This window comes from Microbacterium kunmingense (genome assembly GCF_023155745.1).
In the GTDB taxonomy this organism is placed as follows: Bacteria; Actinomycetota; Actinomycetes; order Actinomycetales; family Microbacteriaceae; genus Microbacterium; species Microbacterium kunmingense.
Genome location: NZ_JAKNUS010000001.1, coordinates 405,120 through 417,279 on the forward strand (window position 1 = coordinate 405,120; position 12,160 = coordinate 417,279).

Sequence of the window (12,160 nt, forward strand, 5' to 3'; positions counted from 1 at the left end):
GTGAGCGCTCGTCGCCTCGCGGAGCGTTCGACGCCGAGAGCCAAGGAGCCACGATGTCCACCAAGACTGCGTCTCACACGACCACCGAGCCGAGCACCCGCACCCGGGCGATCGCGCGGCAGGTCATCATCCTCGTCAGTTCGATCCTCGCGATCGTCGCGGCCTTCATCGGCTCGGGGGTGTTCTTCGGCACCCCCATCCAGGAGGCGGCGGGCGGTTTCCTCAACTCCGACTCCACCCTCATCGCGCCCGGCACCGGGGCGTTCCGCATCTGGAGCGTCATCTACACCGGCATGCTCGCCTATGCGATCTGGCAGGCGCTGCCCGCGCAGCGCTTCGACGAACGTCAGCAGCGGATCGGCTGGTGGGTCGCTGCGTCACTCATCCTGAACGCCGTCTGGATCGGGGTCGTCCAGCTGAACCTGCTTTTCCTGAGCCTTCCGGTGATCGCCCTGCTCCTCGCGGTCCTCTGCCGGATCTTCGTCATCCTGCGCCGGACCCGCCCGAAGAACAAGGTCGAGGTCGTCGTCGCCGACGGAGCGATCGGCCTCTACCTCGGCTGGGTCATCATCGCCACGGCGGCCAACGCGACCGCCATCTTCTACGCGGTCGGCTTCGACGGGTTCGGCATCGCCCCCGAGGTGTGGTCGTCGGTCGTGCTCGCCGTCGCAGCGGCGGTCGGCATCGCCCTGGCGTTCTGGGGCGGCGGTCGCATCGCCCCGGCGCTCTCGCTGACGTGGGGCATCGCGTGGGTGGCGGTGGCCCGCTTCACCGACGAGCCGTACTCGCCCCCGACCGGTGTCGCAGCGATCATCGCGGTCGTGCTGATCGTCGTGGCGACCGTCGCGGCGCGCGTGCGCCACGATCGCGCCGTGCGTCGCTGACTACGCCTCGTCGGTTTCGTCGTCCGATGTCGCTCGGGCGTCGACGGCCGCGCCGATCGTGAGGCCGAAGACCAACCCGAGCGCCGTCCCGATCGCGATGTTGTCGAGCAGCAGCATCCCGAGGACAGCACCGAACGCCAGGCCGAGCGCGATCCCGAGGGCGACCCCGTTCGTAGGCTTCTTCCTCGTGTCCCCCATGGATACGACACTAGGCGTCCGCGACGAGCCGCCCCAAAATCTCGGGTCGCCGGGTCACGGCGATGAAGTGCCCCTCGCCGGGCCATCGGATGAGCCGCCCCTGCGGCAGCCGCGCCGCCAGCTCCTCCGCCCAGGCGGGCTCGATCAGCTGGTCGGCGCTGCCCTGGTGCACATCGACCGGCACCGCGACCTCCTCCGGCGCGAAGCCCCACGAGGCCACGAAGACCCGGTACTCGTCGGTCGCGCCGCCGAGGTCGTCCATCGCGCCGAGCGCCGAGGTCACGAACCACTGCTCGTGCGTGCGGATCACCTCCTGGTCGGTGGCGTCGAGAACCCGAGCGGATGCTGCGGCGAACCGCTCCGGCACACGCCGCCCCATCCGGCGCGCGGCTGCGAAGTACGCATGCGCGAGCGTCGGCGCGTGTTCTGACAGGGCGGCGAGGCGTCGATCCGGTCGGTTCAGGTGGGCGCGGTTCTGCGGGTCATCCAGGGGGAGGGCGCCGGCGATGACCGCGGCGCGCGTGACGTGCGCGGGCAGTTCGTGCGCGACCGCGAGGGCGTACTGTCCACCCTCCGACCAGCCCATGACCGCGCAGCGGGTGATACCGAGGTGGTCGAGCAGGGGGCGCACGTCGCTGTGGACCCACGGCAGCATGCCCGCGTGGCCGGTCCGCGAGGTGCCGCCGACGCCGGGGCGGTCGGGCGAGAGGATCCGGATGCCGCGCTCGCGCGCGACCTCGTCGGCGAGGGCGACGTCGCGGCCGTCCATGAGTCCGCCGTGACAGTTCAGCACGACGGTGTCAGCGGCCGGGTCGCCGAACTCCCACCACGCGAGGGTGCGGCCGTCGGGGAGGACAAGGGTGTCGGGGGCGTCATCCGCCGGTGAGGATCGGTGCGTCGTCGTCGCCTCGGTCATCGGTCCACCTCGTCGTTCGGGCACCGTCGGGTCGGTGCCGTCGCACTCACTCTATGACCGGCGTCGCAGCGCGAGCAGATGGCGGCCGACCTCGTCGCCGAACGCGCCCCGCCGGAACGGGACGCCCTCGCGGCGGGGCTCGAGAGGCTGGCCGATCGCTACGAGGCCCCGCCGAGACGCGTGGCCAGCGCGCGCGGCGCCTCGCGCGGCGCGCCACGCAGATGGAAGCGGCCGGGTGGGTCAGCCTCGCCCGGCTCGCCTTCTTCCGGCCGCGGGTGCCGCCGGGGGCGGTCGCGGTGTCGTATCACCGTCCGGTCACCGGCATCCTGACGATCTTCATCGTGCTGTCAGCCCTCGAGGTGCCGATCATCGATCTGATCGTGCACCCGCGGCCGTTCGTGCGCATTCCGCTGCTGATCCTCGGCATCTGGGGCGTCGTCTTCATGCTCGGGATGCTCGCCGGCTACCTCACGCGTCCCCACGCCGTCGGGCCGGAGGGGGTGCGCATCCGTCAGAGCACCGACCTCGGGATCGCGCTCACCTGGGACGACGTCCTCTCGGTGGCCCGTCGCAAGGACGTGCGTCATAAGGGTCCGAAGTTCACACCCGGCCGGTCGGATGACGCGTGGGTGCTCCATCTGCCGATGCAGGACGAGACCAATCTCGCCGTCGAACTCGAGCGGCCGATCGAGGTGGCGATGCCGCGGGGCGCGGTCCGCATCGATGAGATCCGCTTCTGGGCCGACGATCCGACGACCTTTATGGATGCCGCGAGACCCCACCTCGAGGCGGCGACACCCTCCGCGACCGGTCATTAGTCTCAGGGGATGCGCCCCGCCCGTCGCACCGTCGCCGCCGTTGCCGCTCTGATCGTCGTGGGCACGCTTTCGGGATGCTCTCTCGACACCGTGATCTGGGGTCCGGAGGGTGCGGCGGTGATCCAGCAGACGGATCGCGTGATTGCCGCGGCGGCGTCAGGAGAGGCGGACGTGCTCGCCTGTCCGGACAGTGTCGCAGACTTCGGTGCGCCGTCCGACTGGCAGGGACTGGGGTCCGGCGAGCCCGAGCCCTTCAATCCGGGCCGCTGGCCTGGGCGAGAGGCGCTCGATCTGGCCTGGACGATCAATCTGGAAACGGGCGGTTCCCAGATCCTCAGCGGCCAGTCCTATCCGGTCGATCTGCTGCTCCGCGACGACTCCGCGGGCCTGTGCGTGGTCGAGGTCGCCTGGGCGGTGATCGAGTCGGCCGGCTGACCAGACGGAAATGGCCCCCTCGAGCGCTCGTCTGGCGAGGGGCGCTCGAGGGGACCCGGACTCGACCGGCCTGGTGGCGAAACGGGGGGAGTTCGCACGTCACCGCATGCCGGGGGAGTGCATGCGGGCGTTGCCTGACCGGGGGAGTCCTCGTCCAGCGTAGATGCGCAGCCTGAGAGCGGCCATGGGCGCGCGGGGCTGCTCTCGCATTCGTAACAATCGGATGCCGCGCCGCGGCCTCCGATCAGGTGTCGACCCTGACGGTCCTCGCCGTGGTGAGGGGACGCTCGTGCTGGTCGGCGACCGAGATGCTCCGACCGACGAGCAGGCCGGCGGTGATGGAGAGGGCGATCCAGGCGACGACGGCGATGATCGCGATGAGGAGGAGGGTGGTGACCATAAGACTCTCCTTCGAGTCTCGGTGGTGCTTCCGAACGGGTTGTCACCCACGATAGGGCCGCCCCGCGTGGACAGGCCGCTCATTGAGGCAGCCCTGTGGAAATGTTGAGCAAGAACCCATCGTGCTCGCGCGTCTCTACGTGCTGAGCCACAACCGGTTTGCCTCTGCGGTGGGTGGCTTCTCACAATCGTGGGATGCGCGTCACACCTCGCCGGTTGGCCTGAAGCATGAGTCTCTGGCCGCCGAACCTCTTCAGCGGCATCCGTGTCCGACGTTTTTCAGACGACTGGGCGGAAGCGGTCGTCGACCTCCACGTCAATCGCTTCACCCGGAATTACGTGGGCACCGCTTTCGGCGGATCGATGTTGGCGATGACGGACCCCTACTTCTTCATGCTGGTCATGCATCAGCTGGGCCGCGACTATGTGGTCTGGGACACCCGCGGCGAGATCGAGTTTCTCAAACCGGGACGCGGCGTACTCACCGCGCGGTTCCAGGTGTCGCCCGAGCAGGTCGCCGAACTGCGTGCACGCGCCGCCGGTGGCGCGAAGGTTCGCGAGTGGTTCGAGACGACCATCACCGCCAGCAGCGGCGACGTCGTTGCACGCTGCCGTCGTGAGGTCTTCGTTCGTGAGAAGCGGCGGGTGACCGAGTCTCAGCTCTCCGACGTTCCCTGAGCTGTCGGGTGCGCCCGTCGCCGGTCTCACGTCAGAAGGGTGCGACAGCGAGTCCACCGTCGTCGGTGGGGACGAAGGCGACGCGGGAGGGTGGGTGGCTGTCGTAGGTCTTTCCGCCGGGGCTGGTGAACTTCAGAATGCCGCCGGGCAACTGCTCCACGTGCCAGTTGGTCGCATGTTTGAGCGTGTGGTGTCGGGCGCATTCGTTGCAGAGGTTGTCGTTGCAACTCTTCCCACCCAGGGCGAAGTCCTTCGAGTGATCGATGTGGCACAGTTTCGCCGGCCTCCGGCAACCCGGTGTTCGACAGGTCACATCGCGGGCGTTGAGGTATCGGGTTTGGGAAGGATGGAGTTGGTACCGGTCCACCGCGGTGACGACCCCGGTGATCGGGTCGGTCATCACCCGTTCCCACACCCGGGCGGTGCCGGCCATCCGTCTCGCGGTTTCCGGGTCGACGGGGGTGACCCCGTTCAACTCCGCCCCGGAGTTCGTCACCCCGGTCAGGGTGGTGATGGGGATGGTGATCTGCACCTCGGCCCGGATGGCTCCGAGCCCGCCGGTGGTGGGGTCGGTGGGGTCGATCACCGGGGAACCTGCGAGGAGCATGTCCAGGGCCAGGTCGCACCGGATCTCATCGAGAGTCCGCTCATCGAACCACGGCTCCGCATCCTCACCCGGCCCGTCGCTTTCGTTGCCGAGTCCGAACGCGGCCCCCGAACCATTGCGCCCGTCCGACCCGGCACCGGCGTCCGACCCGGCGCCAGCGCACGCCCGCGCGGCCGCGGAGGCGCGCCGCTTCGCGCGGTCGACGTTCTTGATGGTGGTGCCCTGGGTGGTGAGGCGGTGGTAGGCGCCGTGGATGTAGACGTTCCCACCCACGATCGTCAACGCCGACAGGGTGTCATCCAGATCGGTGACCCACACCCGCCGTTGCCGGATCGCGGTGTCGTGACGTTCCTGCAACGGCCGAGGGTCCAACACCTCGGCGCGCTGGCGGGCGTACGTCTTCGTCCGCGGCACCGTCTGCCGCTCCGCCTCCACCAACACGATCCGCTCGAACGACGCCCGATCCACCGGATCCTCGATCACCCGGCCTGCGTCCTGGATCACCTGCGCATGCGCCCGCGACACCCGACCCTCCGAGAGGGCTTCCATCGTCTGCGGGAACCGCTCGACCAGCTCGTGGGCGTCATGCATCTGTGTCTGCATCGACCGGTCATTGACGCGTACGGCCATGCCGAGCTCGAGCGCCATGGACCGCAGGGGCATGTCCCGCTCCCGCGAGGACACTGACCCGATCCGCGACCGTTGCTCCAGCGTCAACGCGTACGCCTCCGCCAGCAGCCGGGCCTCCTTCGCCTCCAACGCCGCCCGCCGCCGGCGCAGCTTCGCCAGCTCATCCGCGAACACCCCGGCGCGCTTCTCCTCCGCCCGCCGCCGCTTCTCGTCCGCGTCCACTCGTATCCCCGTCTCGATGACCTACCCACATCATCGCAGAGGGTTCCGACATTGGTGTTCCTGAGTTCCGAGCATATCTCGAACAAGCGTTCCCCACCCCTGACCAATGTCACCCCAAGAGGTGACACCCCGACACTGCCGGTTCACGTCGCTCTCGAGTGCGATGGAGTCATGCCCACAACGCAGCCTCACGACCCCGTCCCGACGGCCCCCGTCCCGACCCGCCCCGCCGGTCGCCCGATCGACAGCACCCCCGGAACAACCCCTGACACCACCTCACACACCACCTCCGACACCCGCCGCGTCCACTTTCTCCGTCGCCCCTTCCGCCTGATTCGCGAGAATCTCCGCGCCTACCTCTTCCTCAACCTCGCGGCCTACGGCCTCGTCGCGATCGGCTTCGTGGTCGGGCTGATCTTCCCCGAGCTCCCCGCCGCCCGCGCTGCGGCGCTGGAGGCCGACGGCACGGCCGACACCGTGCGCGGCGTGCTCGACTCCGCGCCGCTCTTCGCGCTGCTGATCTTCGCGGTCAACGTGTTCCGCCTGAGCCTGGCCACCATCATCCTGCCGTCGCTCATCGTGCCGTTCGCGGGCCTCGCCGTCTTCGGCTACTGGGCCGTCGAGACCGGAATCACGCTCGTCCCCACGACCCCGATCGGCTGGGTCGCGCAGATCCCGCACTCGCTGACCGTTCTCATCGAACTGCAGGCGTACGTGCTGTTCCTGCTCGGGGCGTACCTCCTCGGCCGCAACTGGCTCTTCCCGAAGCTCATCGGTGCGCCCACCCGCCGCCGCGGGTACCTCGAGGGCCTGAAGAGCATCGGCCTCCTCGCGCTTCCCGCCCTGGTGCTCCTCATCATCGGCGCGATCTGGGAGGGCTACTCGCTGCTCTACCTCGTCCACCCGCTGAGCCAAATCCTCCTCTGATCGGAACTCTCATGCCCACCCCCTCCTGGCGCGCTCGCCTGGCCGAGCGTCGCGTGAAGCCGGGCGATGGCCGCCCTCTCCCGCCGTTCCGCTGGTGGCAGATCCTCGGCCGCTCGCTCTTCCTCCTCGATCTCGAGGGGGTGGGCGGCGTCACCACCACCTTCGCCGTCGACGTCCGCCAGCTCGGCGACCGCGACGACGGCGAGGTGCGTGCGCGCCTCTACCGCGACGGAGTGCAGGTCGCCGTCTCGCGGCTGCCGGCCAGGTTCGCCGTGCCCGGCGGTCACATCGAGGTCGCTGCGCGTGCGTCCGGCCTCCGACGGTGCCATTTCGTTCCGGATGCCGGTGAGGAACGTCAGCTCACCCCTCACCCTCGCTCGGCGGAGGGCTTGCGGGCACGGCTTCATCACCGTCATCCGGTTCTGAGCCGGGTCATCGGGGTCATCGCGACCGCGATCGTGCTCGTCGGCGTCTGCATCACGGTGCCGCAGCTGGTCGAGACCATCTCGCAGGTGCCGGCGATCGCCGAGTCGGTCGGCACCTTCACCTCCCCGATCCATCTGCCCACGACCGTCAACATCATGCTCACCCTCGCCGTCATCCTGGCCAGCACCGAGCGCGCCCTGCGGCTGCGCTCGTCGTGGCTGGATGAACTGGCGAATTGATACCGGAGGATCGACATCATGATCACCGCGAACCTCACGCCCGACTTCTTCTTCGGTGCCGCCGAGGTGGAGTCCACTGAGCGGGGCCTTCGCCCGCATCGTCTGCCGCGTCGCGTGCGGCAGCGCGACGCCGACCCGCAGCTGACCATGATGGAGGCCCAACCGTCGGGAGTGCGGCTGCGCGTCATCACCGCGGCGACGACCGTGGCGCTCGCGCTGCACACGACTCGCGTGGCTTACCGCGGCTTCGACCGGCCCCGCGGGGCGGTCGATGTCGTGGTCGACGGCGTCCGGGTCGCGACCCATCCGCTGCGGCACGGCGACGCACTCGAGCTCGATCTGCAGACCGGAACGCCGACCTTCCTCGCCGGCGACACCGACACGATCGAGACGGTCCTTCCCGGATCCGGCGAGAAGACGGTCGAGCTGTGGTTGCCGCACAACGAGCAGGTCGACGTCGTCGCCCTGCGGGCCGACGCTCTCGTGCGCCCGGCGCCCGAAAGCGGACCCCTCTGGGTGCACCACGGCAGCTCGATCAGCCAGGGCTCGAACGCCGCCACACCCACGGGCATCTGGCCGGTGGTCGCGGCCCGGCGCGCGGGCGTGCGGCTGCAGAACCTCGGCTTCGGGGGCAGCGCCCTGGTCGACCCGTTCACAGCGCGCATCATCCGCGACACCCCTGCCGATCTCATCAGCGTCAAGCTCGGCATCAACGTGGTGAACCTCGACGGCATGCGCCTTCGCACCTTCGTGCCCGCCGTGCACGGCTTCCTCGACACGATCCGCGAGGGGCATCCCGACACCCCGCTGCTGCTGGTCTCGCCGATCTTCTGCGGCATACATGAGAGCACTCCCGGGCCTGGAGCGTTCGATCCCGTCGCCGCGGCAGCGGGCGAGACCCGCTTCATCGCGACGGGCACCCCCGGCGACACCGCCGGGGGCCGGCTGACCCTCGAGGTCATCCGCGACGCCCTCGCGGAGGTGGTGGCCGCCCGATCGGATGACACGCAGCTGAGGTATCTCGACGGGCGCGCGCTCTACGGTCCCGAGGACGCCGAAGACCTCCCTCTTCCCGACGCGCTGCACCCCAGTACCGAGGCGCACGCCCTCATCGGCTCGCGCTTCGCCGACCTGGCGCTCCGCCCCGGCGGGATGCTGCGCCCCTAGCCGCCGCGGTTACCCCGGCGAGGAGGCCAGCGCACCGTCCACGAGGAGGTGCGCGAGGCGCTCGGGGTCGTAGCCGGGCGCCTCGCCGCCGATGCACAGGTTCCCGATACCGCGCAACAGGGCGTAGGCGTCAACGTGGGCGCCGTGTGGCGCCGCGGCGGCGAGCAGGTCGGCGCAGACCGGCACGAGTCGCTCGGTGAGCAGCTGGTGCAGCGCCGCGGAGCGCTCGGTGTCGCCCTGCAGGGCGTCGGCGAGGCCGTGCTTGGTGACGAGGAACTGCACGAACAGCCGTACCCAGGCGTGCAGGGCCGCGGCGGGGGTCGGACTCTCGCGCAGCAGCGCGGGACCTGCGGCCGCGGCGGCGTCGACCTGGTGCCGGTAGACGGCGACGACGAGGTCGGCCCGGGTGGGGAAGTGACGGTACAGCGTGCCCATGCCCACCCCGGCCCGCTCGGCGACCGCGCGCACCGGCGCCTGCACGCCCGATTCGACGAACACCGCCGCCGCGGCGTCGAGGATCACCTGCTCGTTGCGCTGCGCGTCGCGGCGCCTGCCGCGCGTCATCTCGTCGGTCATCGCACCCTCCTTGCAAAGCGGAGCAGTGCTCCGTATAGTTACGGAACGTTGCTCCGCTTAAGTATGGCCGAGCACGCGACATCCGGAAAGAAGATCCCCGTGCAGATACTCGCACCCCTCCACGACTCCGCCCTCCTCGCCGCCCTCGACACCGTGACCGGGCCCGCGGTCCCGGTCGTCTCGGTCGCCCCCGTGATGCTCGATGCGCCCGGTCGCGCCTTCCCGCTCGAGGTGCGGGTCTCGGCCCCCGCGATCGGCACCGACCTGCCGCTCCTGCTCTTCTCGCACGGCAATGGCTGGTCGCTCGACGGCTATGCGCCGCTTGCGACCTCCTGGGCATCGCGCGGCTTCGTCGTCGTCCAGCCGACACACCTCGATTCGCGCCGCCACGGCATCGGGTTCGACGACGAGCGGTTCGGATCGATCTGGATGCAGCGCCGCGACGACCTCGTGCGGGTGCTCGATCAGCGGGCCGTCGCCGAGGCCGCGGTCCCCGGCCTCGCGGGTCGGCTCCACCCCACCGCCACCGCCGCGGCGGGCCACTCGTGGGGTGCGCAGACGGTGCAGATGCTGCTCGGTGCGAGGGTGCTCGACGCCGACGGTGCGCCCGGCCCCGACCTCGGCGACGCGCGCGTGCAGGCCGGCGTGCTGATGGCGGCGACCGGGCTCGGCGGCGACGAGCTGCATCCGTTCGCGAAGGCGAACTTCCCCTTCATGAACCCGTCGTTCGCCGAGCTGACCACGCCGACCCTGGTCGTGGCGGGCGACCGTGATCAATCGCGGATGTCACAGCGCGGCCCCGACTGGTTCACCGACGTCTTCCACCTCAGCCCCGGCGCGACCGATCTGCTCACCCTGTTCGAGGCCGAGCATTCGCTCGGCGGGATCCCCAGCTGGGAGGCGGCGGAGACCACCGACGAGAACCCCGAGCGCGTCGCGGTGCTCGCCGGCTCACCGCGATCTACCTCCGCGCGACGCTCACCGGCGACGATGCGGCCTGGGAACGGGCGCGCCAGGTGTTCGCCGAGCTCGGCGCGGCGATCGGCGAAATCGACCGCTGAACCGAGCCCTCAGCCAAGCGCCGCCAGCGCGACCGCGGCCGCGGCGGCGACGAGCGCGTCGTCGGTGGCGGCGCCCTCGGCGCCTGGTGTACATGCTCGCCGAGCGTTCCGGTGCACGAAGCAGGTCGGCGTGCTCAAGGCCACCCACGAGATGCCCCCCTCCTAGCCCGCCCGCGAGGAGCACCAGGTCGCCCGGCTCTGCCGGCTGGCCCTCGACGCCGACCTCGATCCCGCCCTTTGCCGAGAAGTGGCTCAATTTCTGCTCTGCATATCGACGCCCGCCCACTCGGGCGACCGCGGTGAGGCACTGTCCGCCGGTCCGATCGCCAGGCGCCGGATGTTCCGATGAGCGAGACGCTTGCCGTCCGTATCGATCAGCGAGACAGGTCCGTGACGACGGAACGCGCCTCCAGTAACGTCCCGAGCCAGTTGGGCGCCCGCGGACCATCCCGGACGCCGTTGTCGAGCGATGAGGCTCCGGTGACCGAACCCTCCCGCTCGTCCCGAAACGAGGAAACGAGGAAACGGATGGGATCGCTGACCGAGGCCGTGAAGAAGGCCGGAAGCCCCGTGGAGCTGCTCCGCAATTCGACGGCAAGCCCGCAGGTCGTGCCGATCGAGGTGCCCCGCGAGTACACCAACTGGGAATCGGAGCAGCTCGCGTGGCACACCACGTGCGGACTTCTCGACCAGAGTCACCACATGGTGACCATCACGCTCGAAGGGCCGGACCTCGTGCCGTTCCTGGCGCGCATCGGCATCAACACATTCGCCAACTTCGGCGTCAACCGCGCGAAGCAGCTCGTCGCGTGCTCCCCCGAGGGCTTCCTCATCGGCCAAGGGATCCTGTTCCGCATCTCCGAAGAGAAGGCAATGCTCGTCGGCCCGTGGGGCGTCATGGACTGGGTCGAGTATCAGCACGCGATCACCCCGAACAGGCTCCGCTTCCGCCGAGAGGGCACCTCGTTCTCGCGTGCGGGGGACCCCGAGTATTTCCGCTACGAGGTGCAGGGACCCACCGCGCCCGACGTCGTCCGCGACCTGCTCGGGGGCGAGCTCCCCGAGCTCGGCTTCTTCCACATGTCCCAGGCGAGCGTCGACGGTCGGGAGATCACCTTCCTCCGGCACGGCATGGTCGGCCAGCCCGGCTACGAGATCTTCGGCAAGTGGGAGGACAAGGACGTCGTCACGCGTGCCCTCCTCGCCGCCGGCGAGAAGCACGGGATGATTCGCACGGGCGCCTACGCCTACTTCACCACCGCCGTCTACTCGGGATACCTGCCGGGCGTCCTGCCCGCGATCTACACGAGCCCCGAGCTCGCCGACTACCGTGACTGGCTGAGCGACCGGTCGTTCGAGGCGACGGCGCCGCTCGGCGGCAGCTTCTTCTCCGACGACGTCGAGGACTACTACCTCACCCCGTTCGCGCTCGGCTACGACCGAGCGCTGAAGTTCGACCACGACTTCATCGGCCGCGAGGCGCTGCAGAGGATGGTCGACGACGGCGTCCCGGCCCGGAAGAAGAAGGTCACGCTGATCTGGAACCCCGATGACGTCGCATCGATCTATCGCTCGTGGTTCGACGAGGGCGAGAACGCCAAGATGCTGCAGCTGCCCGGCGGACCCGGCTACACGACCTTCCGATACGACTCGGTGCGCGCCGACGGGGTGCACGTCGGGACCTCGGGATACCCGGGTGCGGCGTCGATCTACCGGAAGGTGCTCTCCGTCGCGATCCTGGACAGCGAGTACGCCGTCGAGGGGCGAGAGCTGACGCTGCTGTGGGGCGAGGAGCCGAACTCGGGCAAGGCCCGCGTGGAAAGCCACCGCCAGAAGGAGATCCGCGTCACCGTCGCGCCCGCGCCCTTCAGCGACTACGCGCGGACCGACTACCGCACGAAAGCCTGACGAGACCGGCGCCGCCTTCGGGCGGCGCCGGTTTCCCTTTCCACCCCATCCAGAGATGACGAAGGAGTT

General features: G+C 69.8%; 14 protein-coding genes. 9 read left to right on the forward strand and 5 right to left on the reverse strand.

The genetic code is table 11. The features are described from left to right. Positions 1-53: 53 nt before the first annotated feature. Entirely contained in the window at positions 54-884 is an 831-nt protein-coding gene (locus MA875_RS02085; RefSeq protein WP_248239950.1) for a TspO-related membrane protein, read from the forward strand. Here MA875_RS02085 and MA875_RS02090 read toward each other — a convergent pair whose 3' ends face one another. Together MA875_RS02090 and MA875_RS02095 are read right to left on the reverse strand one after the other, a co-directional pair. Continuing rightward, on the reverse strand, positions 885-1,082 hold the full coding sequence (locus MA875_RS02090) for a glycine zipper domain-containing protein (protein WP_248239951.1): 198 nt from the start codon (positions 1,080-1,082) through the stop codon (positions 885-887). A gap of 10 nt (positions 1,083-1,092) precedes the next feature. Next, on the reverse strand, positions 1,093-1,998 hold the full coding sequence (locus MA875_RS02095; RefSeq protein WP_248239952.1) for an alpha/beta fold hydrolase: 906 nt from the start codon (positions 1,996-1,998) through the stop codon (positions 1,093-1,095). 221 nt (positions 1,999-2,219) lie between these two features. Here MA875_RS02095 and MA875_RS02100 point away from each other — a divergent pair, with 221 nt between their 5' ends. After that, positions 2,220-2,816 carry a hypothetical protein gene (locus MA875_RS02100; protein WP_248239953.1) on the forward strand — a complete coding sequence of 199 codons (597 nt, stop codon included), beginning with the start codon at positions 2,220-2,222 and terminating at the stop codon, positions 2,814-2,816. 9 nt (positions 2,817-2,825) lie between these two features. Then, positions 2,826-3,251 carry a hypothetical protein gene (locus tag MA875_RS02105; protein WP_248239954.1) on the forward strand — a complete coding sequence of 142 codons (426 nt, stop codon included), beginning with the start codon at positions 2,826-2,828 and terminating at the stop codon, positions 3,249-3,251. Positions 3,252-3,495: 244 nt separating this feature from the next. Here the strand turns inward: MA875_RS02105 and MA875_RS02110 are convergent, their stop codons facing one another. Continuing rightward, positions 3,496-3,651, reverse strand: coding sequence for a hypothetical protein (locus MA875_RS02110; protein WP_248239955.1), 156 nt, complete (start codon positions 3,649-3,651; stop codon positions 3,496-3,498). A gap of 227 nt (positions 3,652-3,878) precedes the next feature. Here MA875_RS02110 and MA875_RS02115 point away from each other — a divergent pair, with 227 nt between their 5' ends. After that, the gene (locus tag MA875_RS02115) at positions 3,879-4,328 is read left to right on the forward strand and encodes a DUF4442 domain-containing protein (RefSeq protein WP_248239956.1); all 450 of its coding nucleotides are present in this window, start codon (positions 3,879-3,881) and stop codon (positions 4,326-4,328) included. A gap of 31 nt (positions 4,329-4,359) precedes the next feature. Here the strand turns inward: MA875_RS02115 and MA875_RS02120 are convergent, their stop codons facing one another. Then, a complete protein-coding gene (locus MA875_RS02120; protein ID WP_248239957.1) occupies positions 4,360-5,787 on the reverse strand; it encodes an HNH endonuclease signature motif containing protein in 1,428 nt (475 codons plus the stop codon). Between the two features lie 171 nt (positions 5,788-5,958). Between MA875_RS02120 and MA875_RS02125 the strand changes: the two genes are divergently transcribed. The 3 genes from MA875_RS02125 to MA875_RS02135 are packed head-to-tail and all read left to right on the forward strand — an operon-like array spanning position 5,959 to position 8,546. Further along, positions 5,959-6,714 carry a hypothetical protein gene (locus tag MA875_RS02125; protein WP_248239958.1) on the forward strand — a complete coding sequence of 252 codons (756 nt, stop codon included), beginning with the start codon at positions 5,959-5,961 and terminating at the stop codon, positions 6,712-6,714. A gap of 11 nt (positions 6,715-6,725) precedes the next feature. Further along, positions 6,726-7,379: a hypothetical protein gene (locus MA875_RS02130; protein ID WP_248239959.1), complete on the forward strand. Its 654-nt coding sequence runs from the start codon at positions 6,726-6,728 to the stop codon at positions 7,377-7,379. An 18-nt stretch (positions 7,380-7,397) separates the two neighbouring features. Further along, positions 7,398-8,546 carry a GDSL-type esterase/lipase family protein gene (locus tag MA875_RS02135; protein WP_248239960.1) on the forward strand — a complete coding sequence of 383 codons (1,149 nt, stop codon included), beginning with the start codon at positions 7,398-7,400 and terminating at the stop codon, positions 8,544-8,546. A 9-nt stretch (positions 8,547-8,555) separates the two neighbouring features. Here MA875_RS02135 and MA875_RS02140 read toward each other — a convergent pair whose 3' ends face one another. After that, positions 8,556-9,122: a TetR/AcrR family transcriptional regulator gene (locus MA875_RS02140; RefSeq protein WP_248239961.1), complete on the reverse strand. Its 567-nt coding sequence runs from the start codon at positions 9,120-9,122 to the stop codon at positions 8,556-8,558. 99 nt (positions 9,123-9,221) lie between these two features. On the opposite strand from MA875_RS02140, the gene MA875_RS17710 reads away from it, so the two are divergent. After that, positions 9,222-10,349 (forward strand): alpha/beta hydrolase, encoded by a 1,128-nt coding sequence (locus MA875_RS17710; RefSeq protein ID WP_248239962.1) that lies wholly within the window; start codon positions 9,222-9,224, stop codon positions 10,347-10,349. A 362-nt stretch (positions 10,350-10,711) separates the two neighbouring features. Continuing rightward, a complete protein-coding gene (locus MA875_RS02150; protein ID WP_248239965.1) occupies positions 10,712-12,091 on the forward strand; it encodes an aminomethyl transferase family protein in 1,380 nt (459 codons plus the stop codon). The last annotated feature ends 69 nt before the right edge of the window (positions 12,092-12,160 follow it).